This window comes from Sphingobacterium psychroaquaticum (assembly GCF_004421025.1).
Taxonomy (GTDB): domain Bacteria; phylum Bacteroidota; class Bacteroidia; order Sphingobacteriales; family Sphingobacteriaceae; genus Sphingobacterium; species Sphingobacterium psychroaquaticum.
Genome location: NZ_CP038029.1, coordinates 1,539,359 through 1,565,138 on the forward strand (window position 1 = coordinate 1,539,359; position 25,780 = coordinate 1,565,138).

14 protein-coding genes are annotated in these 25,780 nt (G+C 43.4%); all 14 read left to right on the plus strand.

Annotated features, from left to right (window positions below):
- Nucleotides 1–144 precede the first annotated feature (144 nt).
- Nucleotides 145–1,791, plus strand: a complete 1,647-nt coding sequence (locus tag E2P86_RS06370; RefSeq protein WP_134431638.1) for a ribulokinase — start codon at nucleotides 145–147, stop codon at nucleotides 1,789–1,791.
- Entirely contained in the window at nucleotides 1,784–2,476 is a 693-nt protein-coding gene (locus E2P86_RS06375; protein ID WP_085472612.1) for an L-ribulose-5-phosphate 4-epimerase, read from the plus strand. Before E2P86_RS06370 ends, E2P86_RS06375 begins: the two co-directional genes overlap by 8 nt.
- Before the next feature lie 33 nt (nucleotides 2,477–2,509).
- Nucleotides 2,510–4,009 carry an L-arabinose isomerase gene (gene araA, locus E2P86_RS06380; RefSeq protein ID WP_134431640.1) on the plus strand — a complete coding sequence of 500 codons (1,500 nt, stop codon included), beginning with the start codon at nucleotides 2,510–2,512 and terminating at the stop codon, nucleotides 4,007–4,009.
- 29 nt (nucleotides 4,010–4,038) lie between these two features.
- Nucleotides 4,039–5,736, plus strand: a complete 1,698-nt coding sequence (locus E2P86_RS06385; RefSeq protein ID WP_134431643.1) for a sodium:solute symporter family transporter — start codon at nucleotides 4,039–4,041, stop codon at nucleotides 5,734–5,736.
- A 39-nt stretch (nucleotides 5,737–5,775) separates the two neighbouring features.
- Nucleotides 5,776–6,918: an aldose epimerase family protein gene (locus E2P86_RS06390; protein WP_206367996.1), complete on the plus strand. Its 1,143-nt coding sequence runs from the start codon at nucleotides 5,776–5,778 to the stop codon at nucleotides 6,916–6,918.
- A 75-nt stretch (nucleotides 6,919–6,993) separates the two neighbouring features.
- Nucleotides 6,994–8,952, plus strand: a complete 1,959-nt coding sequence (locus tag E2P86_RS06395; RefSeq protein WP_134431646.1) for a glycoside hydrolase family 97 protein — start codon at nucleotides 6,994–6,996, stop codon at nucleotides 8,950–8,952.
- Between the two features lie 94 nt (nucleotides 8,953–9,046).
- Entirely contained in the window at nucleotides 9,047–10,027 is a 981-nt protein-coding gene (locus E2P86_RS06400) for a glycoside hydrolase family 43 protein (RefSeq protein ID WP_240775584.1), read from the plus strand.
- Between the two features lie 26 nt (nucleotides 10,028–10,053).
- Complete coding sequence (locus E2P86_RS06405; RefSeq protein ID WP_134431649.1) at nucleotides 10,054–12,033, plus strand: alpha-L-arabinofuranosidase C-terminal domain-containing protein; 1,980 nt, start codon at nucleotides 10,054–10,056, stop codon at nucleotides 12,031–12,033.
- A gap of 7 nt (nucleotides 12,034–12,040) precedes the next feature.
- Complete coding sequence (locus tag E2P86_RS06410; protein WP_134431652.1) at nucleotides 12,041–14,413, plus strand: glycoside hydrolase family 127 protein; 2,373 nt, start codon at nucleotides 12,041–12,043, stop codon at nucleotides 14,411–14,413.
- 388 nt (nucleotides 14,414–14,801) lie between these two features.
- Complete coding sequence (locus tag E2P86_RS06415) at nucleotides 14,802–17,975, plus strand: SusC/RagA family TonB-linked outer membrane protein (RefSeq protein ID WP_206367997.1); 3,174 nt, start codon at nucleotides 14,802–14,804, stop codon at nucleotides 17,973–17,975.
- 11 nt (nucleotides 17,976–17,986) lie between these two features.
- Nucleotides 17,987–19,984, plus strand: coding sequence for a RagB/SusD family nutrient uptake outer membrane protein (locus E2P86_RS06420; RefSeq protein WP_134431655.1), 1,998 nt, complete (start codon nucleotides 17,987–17,989; stop codon nucleotides 19,982–19,984).
- Between the two features lie 192 nt (nucleotides 19,985–20,176).
- Nucleotides 20,177–22,093: a family 43 glycosylhydrolase gene (locus E2P86_RS06425; protein ID WP_134431658.1), complete on the plus strand. Its 1,917-nt coding sequence runs from the start codon at nucleotides 20,177–20,179 to the stop codon at nucleotides 22,091–22,093.
- A 38-nt stretch (nucleotides 22,094–22,131) separates the two neighbouring features.
- The gene (locus E2P86_RS06430) at nucleotides 22,132–24,630 is read left to right on the plus strand and encodes a sugar-binding domain-containing protein (RefSeq protein WP_134431661.1); all 2,499 of its coding nucleotides are present in this window, start codon (nucleotides 22,132–22,134) and stop codon (nucleotides 24,628–24,630) included.
- A 14-nt stretch (nucleotides 24,631–24,644) separates the two neighbouring features.
- On the plus strand, nucleotides 24,645–25,772 hold the full coding sequence (locus E2P86_RS06435; protein ID WP_134431664.1) for a glycoside hydrolase family 88/105 protein: 1,128 nt from the start codon (nucleotides 24,645–24,647) through the stop codon (nucleotides 25,770–25,772).
- Nucleotides 25,773–25,780 lie beyond the last annotated feature (8 nt).

Genomic DNA, 25,780 nt, shown 5'->3' on the forward strand with positions numbered 1-25,780 from the left:
AAAAAAAATTTTTGATTGTGAAAAATTAAATGTTAATTTGACACTAATTAATTTTTCAACCTGTTTAATCTGCGTAAGTGTCATAGATATAGCTTGTTGAAGTTAGTGGATCAATTGTAAATCAAAAAAATAAACCTGTATATAATGAATGAATACTATGTAGTGGGAGTAGATTATGGCACAGATTCCGTTCGGTCGGTGCTGGTTAGTACAAAAGACGGCCGAGAGTTGGCTTCTTCTGTATTTCATTATCCGCGTTGGAAAAAGGGTTTGTATAATAATCCTTCCGTTAACCAGTTTAGGCAACATCCGCTCGATTATCTTGATGGACTGCAAGAAACCATTAAGTCTTGTTTAGCTGCGGTTGTTCCTGAAATTGCGGCGCAGGTTGTTGCAATCTCAGTGGATACCACTGGTTCTACTCCGGTAGCGGTGAATAAAGCTGGAACACCATTATCGTTAACAGCAGATTTTGCGGAAAATCCCAATGCAATGTTTATTCTATGGAAAGATCATACCGCTACGCGAGAGGCAAAGGAAATTAATGACCACGCTGCTACTTTTGATACCGATTATTTAAAATATGTAGGTGGTGTCTATTCATCGGAATGGTTTTGGTCCAAGATATTACGCACATATCGGGTTGACGCAGCGGTGCGTGAAGCTACTTATACGTGGGTGGAGCATTGCGATTGGATTCCGTTTGTGTTGACGGGCGGAAACGACGCGGATGCGATTAAAAGAAGTGTTTGCGCAGCAGGTCATAAAGGACTGTGGTCAGAAGCTTTCAATGGGTATCCGCCTTCTGATTTTTTTGAAAGTTTAGATTCTTTGCTGACCGGGCAAGTAGAGCGCTTGGGTAAAGATACTTACGCTTCCAATACAGCTGTGGGGAACCTTTCGCAAGAATGGGCGGCCAACCTTGGTTTATCAACGAATGTCGTGGTTGGGGTAGGCGCATTTGATTGTCATATGGGCGCGGTAGGTGGGCAGATTGAGCCGTATTACCTCAGTAAGGTGATGGGGACGTCGACTTGTGATATCCTTGTTGCACCCAAACCATTGGATATTACGGTTAAGGGAATTTGTGGACAGGTTGATGGTTCGGTTATTCCTGGGATGATTGGATTAGAGGCGGGACAATCGGCGTTTGGTGATGCGTATGCTTGGTTCAAAAATATTTTGACCTGGCCGCTCAAGAATTTGTTTGCTGACGATGCGCAGCTGTTACAGGATGCCGAAGATAAATTACTAATCAAATTAAGTGCACAAGCCGCTCAAGTGAAGCCTGATATTACGCATCCTTTTTCTATCGATTGGCTTAATGGACGTCGCACACCGTATGCGAACCAAAATCTTAAAGGTGCTTTTTTTGATGTTAATATATCTACCGATGCGGTGTTGCTTTATCGTGCAGTCGTCGAATCTACCTGTTTTGGTGCGAAGAAAATTGTGGAATGTTTTGTGGATCAGGGAATTCCGGTTAAAGGGATTATAGGCCTTGGTGGCGTGGCAAGGAAGTCAACGTTTATTATGCAAATGATGGCTGATGTTCTGCAAATGCCTATTAAGATTCACAGTTCGGAACAAACCTGTGCGTTGGGAGCAGCGATGTTTGCCGCGGTGGTTGCCGGTGTGCACCCTTCGGTCGAAGACGCTATGGTTGCTATGGGGCAAGGTTTTGATATGATCTACGAGCCAAATCCGGAAACAGTGAAGATTTATGCTGATCGGTATGCTAAATACAATAAGACAGCAGCACATTTAGAACAGAACTTATATCATGTATAGTCAATTAAAAAAGGAAGCTTATGAAGCCAATATGGAGCTTCCTAAGCTAGGGCTAGTTGTTTTTACTTTCGGTAATGTAAGTGTGGCCGATCACGACAAGAAGGTGTTTGCTATTAAACCTAGCGGTGTACCTTATGAGGATCTGAAGGTAGAAGATATGGTCATTGTTGATTTTGATGGACATATTGTTGAAGGAAGCTTGCGGCCTTCATCCGACACAAAAACCCATGCCGTATTGTATAAAGAATGGGCAAATATTGGAGCAATCGTACATACCCACTCGACTTATGGAACAGCTTGGGCACAAACAAACCGGGCTATTCCAATCTATGGAACGACGCACGCCGATCATTTGACCACCGATATTCCATGCGCGCCACCTATGGCAGATCACATGATTGCAGGCAATTATGAACACCAAACGGGTTATCAGATTATTGAACATTTTGTAAGTGAGCAGCTGGATTATGAAGAGGTGCAAATGATTCTTGTCGGTAATCATGCTCCTTTTGCGTGGGGAGCTAATGGAAAGAAAGCCGTGTACAACGCGGCAGTGCTGGAATATACAGCGAAACTAGCGTATCTGACCGAACAGATCAATCCGCAGGCTACGCGTATGAAGGGGTCTCTGATCAAGAAGCACTACGAAAGAAAGCATGGTAAAGATGCTTACTATGGACAATAATTAATATTAATAGATACTTAATAACGAATACTCATGTCATCATTGAAAGATTTAGAAGTTTGGTTTATCACGGGGAGCCAAGATTTATATGGAGAAGAAACGCTAAGACAGGCGGCATCACATTCCGAAGAAATTGCTGCATTTTTAAATAGCAATGCCACTATTCCTGTACGCGTTAAGTTTAAACCTATTGTACGGAATTCGAATGAGATTTACGATACAATTGTTGCGGCGAATCAGGATAAGAATTGTATTGGTATTATCACGTGGATGCATACCTTTTCACCGGCTAAAATGTGGATCAGAGGACTTCAAGCTTTACAGAAACCATTGCTCCATTTACATACACAATACAATAGAGATATTCCATGGAGCAGTATGGATATGGATTTTATGAATCTGAACCAAAGTGCACATGGCGATCGTGAGTTTGGGTTTATCGTGTCTCGGATGCGTATTGCGCGTAAAGTTGTAACGGGATACTGGCAGGATGCGGAAGTATTGGAGCGCATTAATATCTGGGCACGTGCCGCAGCAGCCTGGCAAGATTGGCAAGGTGCTAAATTTGTGCGCTTTGGTGATAATATGCGTTATGTTGCGGTTACCGAAGGGGATAAGGTGGAGGCTGAATTGAAGTTCGGTTTTTCAGTAAATACACATGGCATCGGAGATTTGGTGGCGGAGATTAATCAGGTCCAAGACGCCGAAGTGCATAAATTGATCGCACTGTATGAAGCGTCCTATATTTTAGCCGATGATGTCAAAGAAGGAGGTGCGAACCGTGGACAGTTATACGACGCAGCAAAGATTGAAATCGGTTTACGTACGTTTTTGGAGAAAGGGAATTATAAAGGGTTTACCGATACTTTTGAGGACTTACACGGTATGCCGCAGTTACCGGGATTAGCTGTCCAGCGACTTATGGCCGATGGCTACGGTTTTGCGGGGGAAGGGGATTGGAAGACACCTGCTATTGTTCGTGCTTGTAAGGTAATGGCTACGGGCTATGCAGGGGCAAATGCCTTTATGGAGGATTATACCTACCATTTTGACCCACAAAATGCGATGGTTCTCGGCTCTCATATGTTGGAAGTAGATGCCTCTCTTGCGGCAGAGAAACCGCGGCTTGAAGTGCATCCGCTGGGTATCGGTGGAAAGTCTGATCCCGCTCGTTTAGTGTTTAATGCAAAAGGCGGTGATGCCTTGAATGCCGCTTTAGTAGATATGGGGGATCGTTTTCGTCTCGTTGTCAACACGGTGAAAGGTGTCTCTGTAGAGGAGGACTTACCGAAGCTGCCTGTTGCACGTGTTCTTTGGAAACCTGAACCCGATATGCAAACAGCTTGTTCTGCCTGGATTTATGCTGGTGGCGCACACCATACGGTGTACAGCCAAAATTTAACGCCGGAATACTTAGCAGACTTTGCTCGAATTGCAAACCTAGAGCTGGTTTTGATCGATAAATCAACAAAATTAGATCAATTCGAGAAAGATTTGCGCTATAGTGAGGTGTACTATAAGATGCAAGGCTAACCATTATTCTATAAACCTATTTTTTAACTATGGAAAAGTTTGCAACAATAGATTATGTGATTTTCCTAATCTATTTTGTGGTCGTAGCGGGCTACGGCTTTTGGATTTACAATCGTCAGAAATCGACCACAGCGAGTAGTAAAGATTATTTTCTTGCTGAAGGCTCATTAACATGGTGGGCAATCGGAGCGAGTTTGATCGCTTCCAATATTTCGGCGGAGCAGTTTATTGGAATGAGCGGCAATGGCTTTACGGTGGGAATTGCCGTAGCGGCTTATGAATGGATCGCAGCAATTGCCTTGATTATTGTGGCCGTGTGGTTTATTCCGGTGTATCTTAAAAACAAGATATTTACAATGCCACAATTTTTGAAGCAACGCTATAACGAAACAACAAGTCTCATTATGGCGGTGTTCTGGCTGTTCCTATACATTTTTGTGAACCTAACATCGATCTTATATCTTGGTGCACTGGCAATCAGTAACCTTGGTGGAGGTGCTTATTTTCACATTATTATGCTCGCTCTAGCTGTATTTGCTATTATTATTACACTAGGAGGCATGAAGGTAATCGGTTTTACAGATGTTATTCAGGTGGTTGTCTTGATTATTGGAGGTTTTGCTACGACCTACGTGGCGCTTACTCTGGTGTCCGAGCATTTCGGTATGGGTAAGGATGTCCTGGCAGGTTTCAAGCAATTGATGCAAGATTCCCCTAAACATTTTAACCTCATCGTCGATAAACCAACAGCAACCAGTACCCAGGAAGAGGTCAACAAATACCTGATGTTACCAGGAATCGGCATGTACCTGGCTGGCATTTGGATTGTGAATCTAAACTATTGGGGCTGTAATCAATACATCACACAGCGTGCCTTGGGTGCCGATCTTAAGACCGCTAGGACGGGTATTTTGTTTGCAGGTTTCTTAAAGCTTTTGATGCCTATTATTGTTATGCTACCGGGAATTGCAGCGTACGTGCTGTATAAGAATGGCGCCTTGCAGGAAGAGATGGCTCCGGGCGGTCATTTTAATCCAGATAATGCATATTCAGCTATTCTAGGGTTTTTGCCAAACGGTATGAAAGGCTTGTCTTTAGCGGCATTGACAGCGGCTATTGTGGCTTCCTTGGCTGGAAAGGCCAATAGTATAGCAACTATTTTTACGATGGACATCTATAACAAGTACATCAATAAAGAAGCCTCAGAGAAGAAGCTAATCAATGTCGGGAAAATCACGATTATCCTGTCGATTGTTATTGCCGTTTTGTTTACCTGGGATGATTTGTTAGGGATTGGTGGTGCCGGTGGATTTACCTTTATTCAGAAGTATACTGGTTTTATCTCGCCTGGTATTTTTGCGATGTTTTTATTGGGAATGTTCTGGAAAAGAACGACGGGGTCGGCTGCAATTGCAGGTTTGATAACGGGCTTTTTACTTTCCATTGTATTTAATAATTATGCACCGGCATGGTTCGGAAATGAAACCTTTCTATATACAGCATACAAAAATGCGAATGGTGCTTACGAAATTCCGTTCCAGATATGTATGGGCTTATCCTTCCTTTTCACGATGATTGTTATGGTGGGAATCAGTTTATTCGGACCAAAAGATAATCCAAAAGGGCTGGAGCTGGACAAAAAAATGTTCAAAGTAGAACCCTCTGTTATGGTCATGATAGTGTTGACTATTTTGATTGTGGGTGCACTTTATGTTAAGTTTTGGTAACTTGATGCGATTAAATTAAATGACCTTAAGAAGAAACCTATGATGAAAAGATTTTGTAGTGCCCTGCTCTTGGGTACAATTCTGGCATCATCATGCCAGCAAGGAGCAAAAAATACGTCAGAAAATACGACGCAGACGGAACCGCATGCTTTTGATACAACGATTGATGGTAAAGAGGTAAAGCTTTATCATATCGGTAATGAGAATGTACAGGTTGCGGTGACCAATTATGGAGCCCGCTTGGTACGTCTCCTTGTTAAAAACAAGGAAGGCAAATCAACCGATGTTATTTTAGGTTATGATCAAGCTGCGGCATTTAAAGAGCATGCGGATAATTTCTATGGCGCCGTTGTGGGCCGCTATGGTAACCGGATTGGAGACGCTACATTTAAGTTAAATGGGGAAACGTATAATCTCGAAAAAAATGATGGTAAAAACTCATTACACGGTGGCACAAACGGCGTGTATAACAAGGTGTGGACCGTAGAAAATCAATCGGACTCCGCGATTACCCTCGCTTACATCTCGCCCGACGGCGAAGCTGGTTACCCCGGGGAAGTGAAGATGAAAGTGACTTATTCCGTCGGAAAGGATGGGGATCTGGAGATTGACTACCATGCCGATACCAATAAAGAAACGGTACTTAATCTGACGAGTCATGCCTATTTTAACCTGAACGGTGAAGGCGATAGTACTATTTTAGACCATGTGCTTCAGATTAATGCGGATCAGGTTACCGAAGTCAATGAAACCTTAATTCCGACAGGTAAACAATTACCGGTAGCAGGTACTGCCTTTGATTTTAGAAAACCGAAAACTATCGGTGCAGATATTGAACAGCAAGATAGACAGTTGGAGTTAGGCAAAGGCTACGACCATAATTTTGTCCTCAATAAAGCAGCCGGCCTCCAAGAAGTGGCTAGCGTATATGCGCCTAAGACCGGCATTGAAATGAAAATTTTGACTACTGAACCAGGGTTACAATTTTATAGTGGAAATTTTATGGATGCTAATGGCCCACGGGGAAAACAAGGAAAGGCGTATCCTTTCCGTGCAGCAATCTGTTTGGAGACCCAACACTTTCCTGATGGTCCCAATCAACCCTCGTTTCCGTCGACGGTGCTGAAACCAGGAGAAACATATACCTCCAAAACGATATACCGCTTTGCGGTAAAATCTTAACTAAAACGGTGTGTAAAGGTGCATTACCTGTGCCTTTATACACCGATTCAGTACCTTATTTAAAATAAAATAATAATGATAGAAACGGCAAAAAGTAAATTTTTACTGACCTGTACCGTATGGGCTTCTCTTGCCTTACAATTGACCTTTGGGCAGTCGCAGCCGCAAATTATTTCCAGTCCTAATAAAACGATTAAACTGAAATTTTGGCTTACCGAAGATGGTAAACCCTATTATTCAGTTACCCATAAAAATAGACAGGTGCTCGAGCAATCCGCACTAGGACTTGTTATGGATGACCTTAGTTTTCAACAACAATTAACCTACGTTGCTACCTCACCTCCCGAGCGGATAGAAAAAACATATGAGAGTGTTAACGCTAAACGAAAGCTAAATAGCTATCGCGCGAACAAGCGGACAATCTTTTTAGAAAATGCAGAAAAGAAAAAAATAAATATACAGTTTCAAGTTTCTGATGATGGGCTCGCATTTCGATATGAGGTGCCCGCTATTGGGGACACGACAAAAGAGGTAACAGCAGAATATACCAGCTATAAATTTCCAACGACTGCTCAAGGGTGGTTGCAGCCTGTGGCCGTTGCTAAATCGGGATGGGAGCATACAAATCCATCGTATGAGGAACATTATCAAAAAGAAATACAGGTTGGTACATTAGAGGAGACAAAAACGGGATGGGTCTATCCCGCATTGTTCAAGACTGAAGGAGCGTGGGTGCTTATCAGCGAGGCCGGTTTAGCATCGAATCATGCCGCAACACGCTTGCACCACGAATCTCCGAATGGGGAATACCGACTGGCATTTCCAGACCCGCGGGAAACGATGCAACAGGAAAAGGGGATACGTAGTAAAGCGGAGCACAGTTTTGTATCTCCATGGCGTATTGCCGCCATCGGCAGCCTCGCTACTATTGTGGAATCCAACCTCGGTCAGGACCTGTTGGATGGGCCGATCAAAGTCGACAACAGTTTTATAAAACCGGGGAAATCATCTTGGAGCTGGATCAATAGCAAAGATGATTTCATTGTCTACGAAGAGCAAAAAAAGTACATCGATTTTGCGGCTGACATGAAATGGCAATATTGCTTGATTGACGTGAATTGGGATACCAAAATCGGGTATGAAAAAATGCAACAGCTTGCCAACTATGCCAAGGATAAAAACATAGGTCTTTTATTGTGGTACAACTCCGCTGGCGATTGGAATACGGTAGGGTATACACCCAAAGATAAATTACTCTTGCGTGAAAGCCGACGAGCAGAATTTCAACGTATTCATGAAATGGGTATAAAAGGAGTGAAAATTGATTTCTTCGGGGGGGATGGTCAGTCTGTTATCCAGTATTACATAGATATTCTGAACGACGCTGCTGATTACAAATTGTTGGTTAATTTCCACGGGGCAACCTTGCCACGGGGCTGGTCCCGGCAGTATCCGCATTTAATGACGGTGGAAGCCGTGCGGGGTTTTGAGAATGTCACTTTCCAACAGGTTGAAGCGGATCGACAGGCCGAGATATGCACGATTATTCCATTTTCCAGAAATGTATTCGATCCAATGGATTATACACCGATGAATTTATACAAAGTCCCTAGTGGGGTTCAACGTCGTACGACTGCCGCTTTTGAGCTGGCAACCAGTGTGTTGTTTCTTTCCGGTATACAACACTTTGCAGAGTCGCCAGAGGGGATGTCGCACATTCATTCCGGTGTTCAGGATTTTTTACGAGAGCTTCCGGTTTCTTGGGATGAGGTGAAGTTTTTAAGTGGATCTCCGGGGAAAGAAGTCGTCATAGCGCGTCGTGCTGGAAAACGCTGGTACGTTGCCGGAATAAATGGAGAAAATGTCGCTAAAGAGATTGAGGTCGATCTAACAGCATTAAAAACGAAAGGCAGTATACAATGGATAACGGATAGCAGTAGTCCTGCTGCCTTTGATATTCGTACTTCGAAGTTTTTGAAAAAGCATAAAGTTGCAGTAAAGGCACAAGGTGGCTTTGTGATGGTGATCGAATAATCCGATTCACCACTTACGAACTTAAAATTTGATTTGTGTATTGGCTAATAGAATTAAAAAACGAATAAACAGGTTCGATTAAAAAAAAGGAAGTATGATAAATAAAAAAGATATAGGGTTGTGGGCTGTCGGTATGTTATGTACGGTGTTTGTTTCGGCGCAGGAAGGAAGTGGCGTACACCAGTTTGTTTCCAAGGGAAATCCCATCATTACACATAAATATACGGCAGACCCCGCTACATTGGTACATGCGGGGACCGTGTACCTCTATGCGGGGCATGATATTGCTCCTCCAGGAAAGGAACACTACCAGATGGATGAGTGGTTAGTGTTTTCGACTACCGATCTCGTAAATTGGAGAGAACATCCGTCGCCGTTGAAAGCAACAGATTTCCGTTGGGCAAAAGGGGATGCCTGGGCTTCACAGGTGGTGGAGAAGAATGGTAAATTTTACTGGTATGCTACGGTAGAGCACAGTGCGATCCATGGAAAAGCTATTGGCGTTGCGGTCTCCGATAGCCCAGTTGGTCCCTTTGTGGATGCCCGTGGAACAGCCTTGGTGACGAATGATATGACAAAAGATACAGAGATAAGTTGGGATGATATTGATCCAACGGTTTTTATTGATGACAACGGGCAAGCTTATATCTTCTGGGGGAATACAGTTTGTTACTACGCAAAGCTGAAGGATAATATGACGGAGCTTGACGGCCCGTTTAAACGAGTGGAATTACCCCAATTCACGGAGGCCCCTTGGGTACATAAGAGGGATGGCTGGTACTACTTGAGCTATGCCAGTGAGTTTCCGGAAAAAACGGTTTATGCCATGAGCCGTTCGATCGACGGTCCTTGGGTCTATAAAGGAATACTCAATGAAGTGGCTGGTAATTCGAACACCAACCACCAAGCGATTTTAGACTATAAAGGAAAAACTTATTTTGTATACCATAATGGTAGCATCAATCCACACGGAGGAAGTTATCGACGATCGGTATGTATCGATGAATTATACTATAACCCAGATGGTACAATTAAAAGGATTGTCATGACGACAGAGGGAGTTAAAGCATTTTAGTAGCAGAAACAATTCGAATCCAAAGGATGAAAAATATAAGAAAATATGTAGCTATAGCCTGTTTGGCTATGCAGGGAAGTGTACCGGTTTTGGCACAAGATAAAACGTTTACGGTACAGGTGGATCAACCTATAGCTCCAATTAATCAAAATATGTGGGGTATCTTTTTTGAGGATATCAATATGGGTGCCGATGGGGGAATCTATGCTGAATTAATAAAAAACCGATCGTTTGAGTTTTTTCGTCCTTTTATGGGATGGAAAAATTTAGGCCCCGTTGCGGAGGCAAATTATCTGATTTTAAATCGGCAGTCGGATCACGAAAGTAACCCGAGGTTCCTACGTGTAAATACCACGAAGGGTACGAGCAAGCCTATTGGACTCCAGAATGAAGGTTTCCGTGGGATGGGAGTCAAGACGGGCGTTGGCTATGAGTTTTCCGTGATGTATAGACAAAAAAAGAGTGGTGTTAGCCTACGCGTAGAGCTGGTCGATACATTAGGCAATGTGTTGGGAAAAGGAATGCTTATCCCTTCGAATACAGGTACAGGTTGGCATAGCCAAAGTATGACGTTTACCTCCAATAAAACCGATGCAAAAGCAAAGCTGAATATTTGGTTTGAGGGGCAAGGAGAAATAGACCTGGATATGATTTCGCTATTTCCTACGGATACGTGGAAAGGACGTAAAAAGGGCTTGCGCGCTGATATGGTACAGGCGTTGGCGGATCTGAAACCAGGTTTTTTACGATTCCCCGGCGGGTGTATTGTCGAAGGGTTTGACTTGTCACAACGCTTTCAATGGAAGAAGACTGTTGGTGCTATAGAAGACCGTCAACTCATTATCAATCGCTGGAATTTTGAATTTGGGTACCGTTTGACCCCTGATTATTTCCAGACCTTTGGGTTAGGTTTTTATGAATACTTTTTGTTGGCGGAAGATATTGGAGCAGCACCTTTGCCAATCCTAAATTGTGGTATGGCGTGCCAGTTTAACACGGGGGAGCTCGTTCCTTTGGAAGAGCTTGATCCCTATGTGCAGGATGCACTTGATCTGATTGAGTTTGCGAATGGCGCTGTAACCACAAAATGGGGAAAATTACGTGCAGACATGGGGCATCCTGAGCCGTTTAACCTTAAAATGTTAGGGGTAGGGAATGAAAACTGGGGGCCACAATATATTGAACGCTTAGCTGTTTTTCAAAAAGCGCTTAAAGCTCAACATCCCGAAATTGAGATTGTAGCCAGCTCGGGCACAGACCCTGAGGGAGAACGTTTTGCATACCTGGATAAAGAGTTGCGGGCGATGGGTATTGATATTATTGATGAGCATTATTATAGATCCCCGGATTGGTTCTTGAATAATGCAAAACGCTACGATAACTATGATCGTCAAGGGCCAAAGGTTTTTGCTGGGGAATATGCTTCACACAGTAAAAACATGTCCCGTTCAGAGTATCGGAACAATTGGGAAGCCGCTTTATCTGAGGCTGCTTTCCTGACCGGATTAGAACGGAATGCGGCGGTGGTACAACTCGCATCTTATGCACCTCTATTTGCGCATATCGACGGTTGGCAATGGACACCCGATTTGATTTGGGTGGATAATTTAAAGACATATCTCACCCCAAGTTATTATGTGCAAAAGCTGTATTCAACAAACAAAGGCACACATGTACTGCCATTATTGTCCGAAGGCCAAGCAGTGGCTGGTCAGGATGATTGTTATGCTTCGGCTGTCTTAGATAAAGAGCGCGATGAACTTATTATCAAATTAGCCAATACGAGTGCAACGGAGAAAAGTATGGTATTCGATATCCGGGGAGTGAAAAAAGTAAATGGAGAAGCGATCCATATCGTATTACAACATGATGATCCATTAGCAATCAACGAAGTGGCGAAAGCTCCATTGGTGCTGCCACAAGAGCGTAAGTTTCCGATAAAGGGTTCAAAAATTTCGGTGCTAGCTAAAGCACAATCTTTTAATGTGATTAAAATTAAACTATAAGAAGTCTATGAAGCATTTACTTCTTCTCGTTCTGATCGCTATAAAGCTCTGTGTGGGGATGGAGAGTTTTGCACAACCGTCTCCATCCAATAAAATTCAGCTCTTTCCGCTGCATGAGGTGCGCTTATTGGACGGGCCGTTTAAGCACGCGCAGGAAACGGATAAAAGGTATTTATTACGTTTGAATCCAGATCGTTTGCTGGCGCCGTTCTTGCGCGAAGCGGGTTTGCTGGCTAAGACGGATAGTTATACCAATTGGGAGAACACAGGATTGGATGGCCATATTGGAGGACATTATTTGACGGCCTTATCTTTAATGTATGCCTCCACTGGGGATCCAGAGATTTTAGAAAAATTGGTCTACATGCTGTCCGAATTGAGGCGATGCCAGGAAGCTTTGGGAACAGGCTATATAGGGGCTGTACCGGGAAGTACAACATTATGGTCTGCAATTCAAAGTGGGAATATTGCGGCGGGCACTTTTGATTTGAATAAAAAATGGGTGCCCTTGTATAATATTCATAAAACCTATGCAGGCTTACGCGATGCTTATCTGATTGCGGGGCAATCTGAAGCAAAGGAGATGCTGGTGAAAATGACCGATTGGGCGATTCGATTAGTTCAGAACCTATCCGAGTATCAGATACAGGATATGCTTCGAAGTGAGCATGGTGGACTCAATGAAGTTTTTGCTGATGTTGCGGCCATTACGGGCGATACAAAGTATCTGACACTAGCTAAACAGTTTTCGCACCATAGTATATTGCAGCCACTAGTGGAAGGTAAGGATGCGCTTACGGGCTTGCATGCCAATACGCAAATTCCCAAAGTAATCGGTTTCAAACGTATTGCTGATATGGATAACAATAAATCGTGGGATACGGCGGCACGTTTTTTCTGGGAAACAGTGGTTCAACATCGCACGGTTGCAATAGGCGGAAATAGTGCATACGAACACTTCCATCCGCAGGATGATTTTTCTAATATGATAAATAGTGTGGAGGGACCTGAAACTTGTAATACCTACAATATGTTAAAGTTGAGTGTACAGCTTTTCCAGACCGAAGGAGATGTACGTTACGTTGACTTTTACGAAAGGGCCTTATACAATCATATTTTATCAACCCAGCATCCAACGCAAGGAGGTTTTGTTTATTTTACCCCGATGCGCCCGGGGCATTATCGTGTTTATTCGCAGCCACAGACAAGCTTTTGGTGTTGCGTGGGGTCAGGGTTGGAAAACCATGCGAAGTATGGCGAGTTCATTTATGCACACGATGAAAAGGATCTGTGGGTCAATCTCTTTATTTCTTCCACCTTAGATTGGAAGGAACGTGGGGTGCAATTACGACAAGAAACTTCCTTTCCGCAGGAACCATCTACCAAGCTGACAATCGAGACGACAAAAGCACAGAAGTTTGGTCTGAAATTACGCTACCCGGCTTGGGTGCGTTCCGGCGATCTACGTGTCACCGTGAATGGTGTTGATATGAAGACAGATGTCATTCCGGGGCAGTATGTGCGTGTGGATCGTATTTGGAAATCGGGTGATCAGGTAGAGCTGCATTTTAAAATGCATGTCGATATCGAGCAAATGCCTGATCATTCATCCTATTTTGCTTATTTATATGGTCCTATTGTGCTGGCCGCAAAGACCGATACAGCTGCGATGGCGGGTATATTGGCAGACGACAGCCGTGGTGGACATATTGCTAAAGGTCCACAGATAGCTGCACAGGATATCCCTGTATTGGTTGGCCCAGCAGCCGAATTAAAAGAATTCCCCTCGTTGATATCGCCACGGGGGTTACGTTTTCGGTTAGCACATACTTTTGTCGGTGACCAGGAGGTACCGCAGGAGCTTATCCCTTTTTATCAATTGCATGATTCTCGTTATATAATCTATTGGCCTCAGGTCGACAACCGGGAAGCATTGCGGCAGAAGGATTCTGATCTCCAGCAGTCGGGATGGGCTAAAGCGGTGGTCGACAAAGTCGAGTGTGGGCAACAACAACCTGAATCGGATCACGACATTGATTATGAACAATCAGAGACAGGTGTGACCGATGGCAGACAATGGCGGGAAGCTTCAGGTTGGTTTAGTTATACCATGAAGAATGTGAAGAAGGAGGGGCGTTTTTTGATGGTTCACTTTTTTAAGACAGATGAAAAGCGCAATACTGAAGTCCGAATCAATGGTACGTTGGTTTCACCGATCAGGTCGGGGACTCTTGAAGCAAACGAATTATTTGCAGTCTATGCTTTGCCTGCTCAAAGTCATAATACAGCGTTGGTAACGGTACGGTTTCAAGCAACAGAAAATAACAAGACAAACCGCATGGCAGCGGTGATGTTGCTTACTCAGGATGAGGTAAAATAATTTTTTAGTTTAGTTTGAAGTGTAGGTACAGCGTGTCATGCGCTGTGCCTTTTTTGATTTGAACCGTTTTATCCAGTTCTGATAATAGGGGAACCATTTGATTGTCAGTAGTCAACAAATGTTTTACTTCTTTTTTCAATCTTTTTTTTCAAATAAGGTTATCATATATCAAAAAACGGTGAGAATATATGGATAAAAAAAGTTAATAAATTATTAAATGTTTATTTTACATTTAATAATTTTTCAGCATATTTGGAACGGGAAGTATAAACCACCAATAAAATTTTGAAAAGCTAGTCGAAGTATATCTGAGAGAAGTTATTTTTCAGTCATGAAGAATTTTTCGCAGGGTACGGAGACTTATTTAAATCAATAACTAAACAAACTAATGAACAACCTACAGCTTATTTTTATTGGTATGTTGATGTGGATTATTCCAAATCTAACGTACGCACAAGAGAAGATTTTCGGTCATGTTCTCAACAAAGACAGTGCGCCCGTAATGGGGGCAACGGTCATTGTGGAAGGAGCAACATCCGGAACGACAACAAATGAAAAGGGAGAATTTAAATTAAATGCAGAAAAAGGTTACTTATTGATACGATCGATAGGCTATCAAAGTCAACGTGTACTAATTCCGGCTAGCGGTCCACTTCACATTGTGTTGGAATCGAATGATCAAACTCTGGATGAAGTGGTGGTTGTGGGGTTTGGTACGCAGAGGAAGGGAAATCTAACGGGATCTGTGGCCATTGTCGACGCGAAACAGCTTGAAAATCGTCCGGTTCAAAATGCTGCCCAAGCGTTACAAGGTTTGGCTCCTGGCTTAAATATTTCGCAAAATAGTGGCTCTTTAGGGAGTAGCCCAAGCATAAACATTCGTGGTATTGGTACGATTGACGAAACATCATCATCGGCACCATTAGTCTTGATTGATGGTTCGGAAGGTTCACTGACGGCTTTAAATCCGCAAGATATAGAAACCATCTCCATCCTTAAAGATGCGGGAGCCGCTTCTATTTACGGGGCAAGAGCCGCTTTCGGTGTTATCTTGGTTACGACTAAATCAGGTAAAGCCGGAAAAACTGCCGTAAACTACAACAATAGTCTTCGGTTAAATGCCCCAACCCTCATGCCTAAAATGATGGATTCGTATTCTTTTGCACAATACTTCAATCAAGCTGAAGTAAATGGTAACGGAAACCCACACTATTCTGCGGAGCACTTACAACGTATTTTGGACTATCAGCATGGTGTGAATAAAAATTCAACCATTATTAACCCCAACAACAAATCGCAATGGGGTGAAGGTTATGCCTATGGAAATGATAATGTAGATTGGTTTGACGTCATGTACCGCGACCATGCTTTTGCGCATGAACATAACTTGAGCCTCAATGGAGGTTCAGAAAAAACAACCTACTACTTGTCAGGTAACGTTATGAAACAACAGGGGTTGATGGCTTTCAATACAGATCATTATGATCGGTATGCAGTGTCAGCAAGAATCAATTCGCAGGTTTCGGATATTTTTACAGTAGGTTATACTGCTCGTTTAGTACGCGAAGACTACGAAAGACCGGCAAATCTTACAGACTCATTTTATGATGATCTAGGACGTCAAGGCTGGCCAACGTTACCGCTATATGATCCTAATGGTTATTTGTTTAGCTCGCCATCTCCAGCTTTAGGTATGCGCGATGGTGGAAGCGATCGTTCGACCAAAGACTTTATTTACCAGCAATTGCAGCTTATATTAGAGCCGATCAAAGGGTGGAAAACATACACAAATTTAAATTATAGAACAACGACCGAGTTTAGACATTGGGATTCTCAGAGACTTTATAATCACGATGTCAACGGAGTTCCTTATTTGTACAAAAATACATCTAATGTGTATGAGTTTGGCTGGAAGGAAAATTACTACAACATCAATATCTATTCGGAGTATGATAAATATTGGGGCAGCCATCACCTAAAAGGTATGGGTGGTTTCCAAACGGAGAATTTAGCTTTTAGAAATCTATCCGTACAACGCGACGGCATTATTTTACCCAATCAGCCTGTTATTAATTTAGCTTCAGGCACTGATATTAACGGAAACCCAGTGGTTCCTGCTGTATCCGGGGAATATCAAAATTGGGCGACAGCAGGTTTCTTTGCACGCGTGAACTATGACTACGATAGTCGTTACCTGCTGGAAGTAAATATGCGTTATGATGGTTCCTCTCGTTTCCGGTCTGATAGCAGGTGGGGATTTTTTCCTTCGGTTTCTGCAGGATGGAATGTTTCCAGAGAGCACTTTTTTCAGCAAGCTTTACCATTTGTCAATCTGTTTAAAGTAAGAGCTTCCTATGGGGAACTGGGAAATCAAAATACAAAACCATTGTACCCAACCTATGTTGTGATGCCTACGGGGACAGCAAATGGCGGGTGGTTGATAAATAATACGAGACCTAACACCGCAAGTGCACCTGGTCTAGTTAGTGCACTGCTGACGTGGGAAACTATCCGTACACTCAACATGGGCTTAGATTTTGCTTTTTTAAGCAACCGGTTGTCTGGCTCTTTTGAAGTTTTTAGTCGAAGAACAGATGATATGGTTGGTCCCGCTCCGCAACTCCCTGTCGTATTGGGTACACCTGTGCCGCGTACAAACAATACGGATTTGAAAACCACGGGATTTGAAGCGTCGATCGGATGGAACGATCGTACGAAGGGTGGGGTAGGTTACGGCGCTAAATTCCTTTTATCCGACTATTCCACGACGGTTACGCGTTATCCGAATCTGATTGGAACGCTACCGGCATCAAACATGTTTTTAGAAGGACAGAAGCTGGGCGATATTTGGGGGTACACCACCTTGGGTATTGCTAAATCGCAGGCCGAAATGGATGCCCATTTAGCCAGTCTACCGAATGGTGGACAGGATGCGCTAGGTACGCAATGGGGGGCTGGTGATATTATGTATAAAGATATGGATGGGGATGGTAAAATTGGATTCGGTAGTGATACCGAAGGAAACCCTGGTGATAAACGCGTCATTGGAAACAACACCCCACGTTATACGTTCGGCCTTAATTTAAATGGTGATTACAAAAACTTCGATGTCAGCTTATTCTTCCAAGGGGTTATGAAGCGTGATGTATGGCAAGGTGGATATTATTTCTGGGGAGCGACATCCAATAAATGGTGGTCAACAGGCTTAACGGATCATTTGGATTACTTTAGAGATGCAAACAATGCTTTGGGTGAAAATCTAGATGCGTATTATGCACGCCCGGTTTTTGGTACCAGCAAAAACCAACAAGTGCAGACACGTTACCTACAAGATGCATCTTATATACGTCTAAAAAATATTCAGGTCGGATATACTATACCTGCGACAACGACATCTCGTTTTGGGGTATCTCGATTGCGGATTTATTTGTCTGGGGAGAATGTCTGGACAAGTTCTAAAGTGGCAGGGATGTTTGACCCTGAGACCATCGATGGTGGTAAAAATGGTACCGTTTATCCACTCCAAAAGGTATGGTCAGCTGGTTTAAGTCTTACATTTTAACTATTATTCTCATGAAATTTCTTAATCATTATATATATAAAATAGTCGGTGGAGTAGCGCTAATAACCGCTGTTACTTCATGTAATAAATATCTAGATATAGCGCCTCCTTCCCAGATTATTCCGGAGGTATATTTACAAGATGAAGCCCAACTTGGGGCTTATACGATTGCGCGTTATACCGATATCTTATCCTCTCATGGGAATTGGTCTTTTGGAACATTCGGAATAGATGGGAACACCGATAATATGGTTATCCCAAACTTGGACAATCGGTTTATTCCAGGACAATGGCGCGTTGGGGCTACCGGTGGAGAGTGGTCATTCACCAACATCTACCAAATGAATTATTTCATTAACGATGTTGTTCCGAAATGGAAGAACAACAAAATTACGGGAAGTGCGGAAAATATTGGACATTACCTTGGTGAAGCCTATTTCTTAAGAGCACATGAGTATTTTAAAAAACTACAGGATCTAGGCGATTTTCCAATCGTAAAAAATGTAATGTCAGATAAAGACAAGCAGATTTTAGTAGAGGCGAGTAAACGTTCTCCGCGAAACGAAGTGGCACGCTTCATCTTATCCGATTTAGACTCTGCTATTACCTTAATGAAATCGAGTTCACCTGATGGACGGAAGCAACGGTTATCCAAAAATGTAGCCTTGTTATTGAAATCGCGTGTTGCACTGTATGAAGGTACCTGGCTAAAGTATTTTAAAGGAACAGCTTTTGTTCCAAATGGCGCAAATTGGCCTGGAGCAAGCAAAGACTATAATGCCGGTTATCAATTTCCATCCGGAAGTATTGACGGTGAGATTGACTTCTTCCTTACGCAGGCTATGGAAGCGGCTGCATCTGTAGCAGATAATATTCCGTTGGTCAACAATACGGGGATAATCGAATCTGCGAACAATGAAAATCCATATTTCAGTATGTTTGGCGCTGTCGATATGTCTACTTATGGAGAAGTGCTCTTATGGCGACAATATAACCAAAGTTTGGTAACACATAATGTACCTGTTTATGCACAATCGGGAAATTATGCCGTTGGATTGACGCGAAGCATGGTTGAAAGTTTCTTAATGCAGAATGGATTACCAATCTATGCAGCAGGTAGCGGCTATCATGGAGATGATTATATTGGCGATGTTCGTAAAGAGCGGGATGGTCGTTTGCAATTATTTTTAAAGGAACCGGGACAGAAAAATGTTCTTGTAAATATCGGTTCCGGAACACACTTTACTTTGGTGGAGCCTATCCCAAGAATTTGGGAATCGAACTGGGAGCAACGCTATACCTCAGGGTACACGATTCGTAAGGGCATTTCATATGATGGTCTACAAACGAATAATGGAGGTGCATTTACAGGAAGCATTACCTTCCGTGCGACAGAGGCTTACCTGAATTATATGGAAGCATGTTTCGAGAAAAACGGAAGTCTGGATAACAAAGCACAGGCTTATTGGTCCGCATTACGTACGCGTGCTAAAGTCGATCCCGACTTTAACAAAACGATTGCGGCAACGGAAATGTCTAAAGAGAAACGCGATTGGGGAGCATATTCAGGAGCTAATTTAATATCGCCAACATTGTACAATATTCGCCGGGAACGACGCAATGAGCTGATGGCAGAAGGTCTTCGATGGATGGATTTGAAGCGCTGGCGAGCTATGGACCAGCTAACACAAACGCCGGATCATATCGAAGGATTTAAATTATGGGGACCGATGAAAACGTGGTTTACAGATGCTCAATTGGTGTATGGAGCCGCGAACGATAAAGCTGTCGTATCAGACCCTGCACGGAGTACATACTTACGCCCCTTAGAGATTCGCAGTAATGCGCTATCTTATGCGGGAGTTAAGTTTGCTATGGCACATTACCTCGCACCAATTGCTATTGAACACTTCCTGATTACTTCCTCGAGCAATAGTGCAGACCAGTCTGTTGTTTATCAAAATCCAGGATGGCCGGTGGTAGGTGGTAGTGGTGCAATCGGTTTTTAGCCCGCTATTAGATATCAAAAATAAACTCTTTACGAGGCTTAGGTTTCCGTAATCTAAGCCTCGTTTATATGATAAGTTAATAGGGGGAACAAAAGAGGCCGGGACTGACGAATTTGACCTCTTTGAATGAAGAAAATCCCCCTGTTAATGACTATGAATGATTCCTAGATTTGTTTACTAAAGAAAATAGAAATGCTGAAGATAACGCTAGCACTGAAAAGTATATTGTTGCTCACGCTTATGCTACCTAACCTAAACCTTTACGCGCAGTACAAACAAGGACCCGCACCGAAGGATTTTGCCGGATATTTATTTGCGTACTTCAAAGGTAATGCAGTGGCGGACGAAGCGGTATGTTTTGCCATCAGTACAGATGGATACACCTACAAGGCACTGAACAGCAATCAACCTGTTCTTTCCTCTGAAGTAATCAGTACGACCGGAGGTGTACGTGATCCGCATATCTTGCGGGGGGAGCACGGCGATGGTTTTTATATGGTATTAACCGATATGACATCCTCGAAGGGCTGGGATTCCAACCGTGCGATGGTGTTACTGCGGTCGGATGACCTCGTGAACTGGAAGCATTCCGTTATTAATATTCAAGAACGGTACCGCGGACAAGAGGATTTAAAGCGAGTATGGGCCCCACAAACGATTTTCGACCCCGTAAAAGGAAAGTATATGGTATACTGGTCTATGCAACACGGTGCCGGACCAGATATTATATACTACGCATACGCCAATGCGAGCTTCACGGATTTTGAAGGTGAACCGCAAGTATTATTCTTACCGAAGAACGGAAAGTCTTGTATTGATGGCGATATCATTAATAAAAATGGACTGTATTATCTTTTTTATAAAACGGAAGGACATGGTAACGGTATCCGATTAGCCCTAACCGATGATTTGACCGGCGGAAAATGGATTGAACAACCCGGATACAAACAACAGACAAAAGATGCCGTTGAAGGATCAAGTGTATTCAAATTAAATCATTCGGATACATATATCTTGATGTATGATGTATACGGAAAAGGAAAATATCAGTTCTGCGAAAGTCGTGATCTGGATGTCTTCCATGTGATCGATCACGACGTGAATATGGATTTTCATCCGCGTCATGGTTCCATCATTCCACTTTCCAGAAAGGAACTTAAAGCAGTAACTGATCGCTGGGGGCTGCCGGAAGGAATAACTTTGCCTGAAACGAAGAATCCAGTCTTAGAAGGTTTCTATGCGGATCCAGATGTATTATATTCCAATAAGACAGGTCGGTATTATATCTATCCAACAAGCGACGGTTTTGACAGTTGGGGAGGATATTATTTTAAGACTTTCTCATCCGATAATCTTAAAGACTGGAAAGATGAGGGGGTAATTCTCGATTTAAAAAGAGATGTATCATGGGCAGACCGTAATGCCTGGGCACCGACCATCACGGAGAAAAAGATAAAAAATAAATATCAATACTACTATTATTTCACGGCAGCGCAAAAAATAGGTGTGGCCGTTTCGGATCTGCCAACGGGCCCTTTTGTGGATTCAGGAAAGCCATTAATTGATTTTAAGCCCACAGGTGTGCAAGGTGGACAAGAAATCGATCCTGCTGTTTTTACAGATCCCAAATCGGGTAAAAGTTATCTCTATTGGGGCAATGGCTATCTGGCTGTGGCTGAGCTGAACAAAGATATGGTGTCAATAAAACAAAATACGGTGCAAACGATAACCATCGATAAAACGTTCCGGGAAGGGGTATACGTGATTTATAGAAAAGGTACCTATTACTTCTTCTGGTCAGAAGATGATACGCGAAGTCCTAATTACAGTGTCCGTTACGGAACGTCCAAGTCCCCGTTAGGTCCTGTTGAGATTCCTACGAACAATCTTATTCTCTCGAAAGATGCGCATAAAGGGATTTATGGTACTGGGCATAATTCGGTATTGCAAATTCCGGGCAAAGATGAATGGTACATCGTGTATCACCGCTTCAACTCGCCTGATGGTATCCATATGGGAGAAGCGGCGGGATTTCATCGAGAGGTATGCATGGATCCTATGTATTTTGATACCCAAGGTCATATTGTACCTATAATACCAACGAACTAAGGGAAGTAGGATAACTTTTTCCGTTTAAATAAAAAACGATGAGAAATTTAATAAAATATACCATAGTCGGTTTTGTCGCGGCTTTATTCAGTGCCGGAACCGCTTTCGGACAGCCTGGTTTTGGCCGTGCTGAGAAAATCAATACAGATTGGGCTTTTCATTTAGGCGATACCGATGGACAAAATCAAGCAAATACAAATAATCGGGGATGGCGACGTGTACAGTTGCCACACGACTGGACTGTTAAACAGCAGCTGAGTCCCACCTTGGCCAGTGCTACCGGTTATTTACCAGGTGGAATTGGTTGGTACCGGAAAAATATTCCAATGACTCTCGAAAACAAGGATGAAAAAGTATTTATTTATTTTGAAGGAGTTTATAACAGAAGCGAGGTTTTTATTAATGGAAAAAGCCTGGGAAAGCGGCCTAATGGTTACATCTCTTTTATGTATGAGGTAACACCGTATCTGAAGCCGGGCGATAATATGTTGGCCGTGCGCGTAGATCATAGTCAGGATGCCGATTCCCGTTGGTATACCGGCTCCGGCATTTACCGCGATGTGTGGTTGGTGCGGTCCAATCAAGTGCACCTTGATCAGTGGGGCGTATATGCCTATCCGGAGCTGAAAGGTACGAAGGGAACACTGCAGGTGGAGGCCACGGTAAATAATGAGTCCATGCAAGCTGTACAGGTATCCGTGCTGGGCGAGTTGCTTGACCCTAAAGGAGAGGTTGTAGCGAAGAAGGTGACCAAGGCGCAGGTTGCAGCGGGAAAGCAACATGCTATTCCTTTTTCGATCGATGTATCACGTCCCTTGCTATGGAGCCTCGACCAACCGAACCAATATACGTTGCGGACGACTGTCCTCCACAATGGAACAACGATTGATCAGTCCACAGTGAAAACAGGCTTTCGGTCTTTTACTTTTGATCCCAATACAGGCTTTGCCTTAAATGGCGAACGCATGAAAGTGAAAGGCGTTTGCTTACACCACGATGCAGGTGTATTGGGGGCGGAAGTGTATCCTGAGGTGTGGCGCCGCCGTTTATTGACCTTAAAGGAGCTGGGGGTAAATGCGATCCGTACAAGTCATAACCCACAAGCAACATCCCTGTACGATCTGTGTGATGAGTTGGGGCTATTGGTGATGGATGAGGCTTTTGATGAGTGGGAGTTCCCGAAGCGAAAATGGCTTCAAGGGTGGAATAATGGCAACCCAGGCTTTCAGGGAGCATACGATTTTTTTGAAGAGTGGGGAGCGCGCGACCTGGCGGATCTGGTAAAGAGAGATCGTAACCATATTTCCATATTTGCCTGGAGTATCGGTAATGAAGTGGATTATCCAAATGACCCTTATTCACACCCCATCTTAGACGGAGAGAAGAAAGAAGGAGGCTTTACGCAAGCATCCTATGGCGGATATAAAAAAGAGGCGCCTGATGCCATGCGTCTAGGCGATATTGCCAAGCGTTTAGCAGCTATCGTACGTCAATACGACCAAAGCCGTCCGGTCACAGCTGGGTTGGCCGGTGTAGCGATGTCTAATGAGACCGCTTATCCGGGGGCCTTGGATATTGCAGGATATAATTATACAGAAAGCAGGTACCAGGAAGATCATAAACGCTATCCCGATCGGGTTATTTTTGGTAGTGAAAACAGACACGATTTTGGTGCATGGAAAGCAGTTGCAGATCATGAACATATCTTTGGGCAGTTTCTGTGGACGGGCATTGACTACCTGGGCGAATCCGGACGTTGGCCTTCGCGTGGTTTCTATTCGGGATTACTGGATTTTGCTGGTTTTATTAAGCCTCGTGGTTACTATCGTCAATCGCTTTGGTCTAATAAGCCGATGGCCTATTTGGGTACTTATCCTTTGCAAGGAGGGGGCGCTGCGACCGATGTTTGGTCTGTCCTGGAGGCGGAGCAAGGCGATAGGAAAGACCATGCACCATCTATGGATGCATGGCCTGTATGGAACTATCAACCGGGACAGCAGATTCGCGTTGTTTGTTATACCAATGCCGCTTTTGCGTATTTAACTTTGAATGATAAGGTCGTGGGAGAGAAGAAGGCATATAATGAACAATATGGCATTACGCATTGGGATATTCCATATGAGGCAGGGCGACTGGAGGTTGTTGGGATCGATATAAATGAAAAGGAAGTGGCGCGTTATACCATCGAAACGAACCAACGGCCTCAGTCTATCCGCTTGGTACAGCAAGGGCCGATTACGGTCGATGCAAAAGGAGGGGTAGCACAAATAGAGTTGCAAATAGTTGACGAAAATAATAATCCAGTTATTCTTGCCGATAATGAGATTACATGCCAGGTTCTAGGGCATGTGAAATTATTGGGAATGGAAGCGGGGAACAATGCTGATATGGGTGATTACACGGATAATAAGCAACGCGTTTTCCACGGGAAGATGATCGTGTATGTCCAAGCTAATGGCACCCCAGGTGAGCAGGCTTCAATTCGATTTACAACACCATGGTTAGGGAATGCAACGCAGGAACTGATTTTGCGCTGATAGAATGAAATAATATGACAATTCAAAAGTTCTTTTTATGCCTATTTCTTTTATGTAACGTAGGGTACTTCCAGGGAACAGCACAGCCGTTAGATAAAAAGGATGTCTTGATAACGCTCAAAAAGGTGAACGACCACTGGCAGGCGCATCAAAAACCGGAGATGTGGGCGTTTTGGGATATTGCCGCATATCATACCGGAAATATGGAGGCTTATAAACTCACAAAAGATAAGAGATATTTAAATTATAGCTTGAAGTGGGCGGAGCATAATGTATGGCAAGGGGCACGGTCGACTGATCCAGCAACATGGAAGTATAGCTATGGGGAGAAAGATGACTATGTGCTGTTTGGTGATTGGCAGATATGTTTTCAGACTTACATCGACCTGTATAAACTCGAACCCGATCCAAAACGGATACAACGGGCTAAAGAAGTAATGGAATATCAAATGAACACATCAAATACCGATTATTGGTGGTGGGCCGATGGTTTGTATATGGTCATGCCGGTGATGACTAAGTTATACCAGCTGACAGATGATATCCGTTATTTGGATAAATTACATACTTACTTTCTATTTGCCGATAGCCTGATGTTCGATAAGGAAGCGAATTTATACTATAGGGACGGTAAATATATTTATCCAAAACATAAGAGTTCAAACGGTTTAAAAGACTTTTGGGCCCGTGGGGATGGTTGGGTGTTGGCAGGCTTGGCAAAAGTCCTTGCCGATCTACCACCAGATTACGTACACCGTCGTTTTTTTGAAGAACGGTTTGTGCAGCTGGCTCAAGCCGTAGCTAAATGTCAGCAGCCTGAAGGTTATTGGACACGTAGTTTATTGGATCCGAACCATGCTCCTGGTCCAGAGACCAGCGGTACAGCTTTTTTTACCTATGGTATACTGTGGGGGATTAATCAGGGATACCTAGCAAAAGAAGTTTATTTCCCCGTGGTTGAACGTGCGTGGCATTACATGCGGTATGAAGCCCTGCAACCTGATGGTGCATTAGGATACGTTCAGCCAATCGGAGAAAAGGCTATCCCGGGACAAATTGTTGATAAAAAATCGACGGCTAGCTTTGGCGTGGGTGCGTTTTTACTGTTTAGTGCAGAGCTCTATCGTTTTTTGGATAAATAAAAGAACAG

Bases quoted from the DNA above. Each gene is read 5' to 3' on its own strand.
- E2P86_RS06370 (WP_134431638.1), top strand. From the start codon at position 145: ATGAATGAATACTATGTAGTGGGAGTAGATTATGGCACAGATTCCGTT.
- E2P86_RS06375 (WP_085472612.1), top strand. From the start codon at position 1,784: ATGTATAGTCAATTAAAAAAGGAAGCTTATGAAGCCAATATGGAGCTT.
- araA (WP_134431640.1), top strand. From the start codon at position 2,510: ATGTCATCATTGAAAGATTTAGAAGTTTGGTTTATCACGGGGAGCCAA.
- E2P86_RS06385 (WP_134431643.1), top strand. From the start codon at position 4,039: ATGGAAAAGTTTGCAACAATAGATTATGTGATTTTCCTAATCTATTTT.
- E2P86_RS06390 (WP_206367996.1), top strand. From the start codon at position 5,776: ATGATGAAAAGATTTTGTAGTGCCCTGCTCTTGGGTACAATTCTGGCA.
- E2P86_RS06395 (WP_134431646.1), top strand. From the start codon at position 6,994: ATGATAGAAACGGCAAAAAGTAAATTTTTACTGACCTGTACCGTATGG.
- E2P86_RS06400 (WP_240775584.1), top strand. From the start codon at position 9,047: ATGATAAATAAAAAAGATATAGGGTTGTGGGCTGTCGGTATGTTATGT.
- E2P86_RS06405 (WP_134431649.1), top strand. From the start codon at position 10,054: ATGAAAAATATAAGAAAATATGTAGCTATAGCCTGTTTGGCTATGCAG.
- E2P86_RS06410 (WP_134431652.1), top strand. From the start codon at position 12,041: ATGAAGCATTTACTTCTTCTCGTTCTGATCGCTATAAAGCTCTGTGTG.
- E2P86_RS06415 (WP_206367997.1), top strand. From the start codon at position 14,802: ATGAACAACCTACAGCTTATTTTTATTGGTATGTTGATGTGGATTATT.
- E2P86_RS06420 (WP_134431655.1), top strand. From the start codon at position 17,987: ATGAAATTTCTTAATCATTATATATATAAAATAGTCGGTGGAGTAGCG.
- E2P86_RS06425 (WP_134431658.1), top strand. From the start codon at position 20,177: ATGCTGAAGATAACGCTAGCACTGAAAAGTATATTGTTGCTCACGCTT.
- E2P86_RS06430 (WP_134431661.1), top strand. From the start codon at position 22,132: ATGAGAAATTTAATAAAATATACCATAGTCGGTTTTGTCGCGGCTTTA.
- E2P86_RS06435 (WP_134431664.1), top strand. From the start codon at position 24,645: ATGACAATTCAAAAGTTCTTTTTATGCCTATTTCTTTTATGTAACGTA.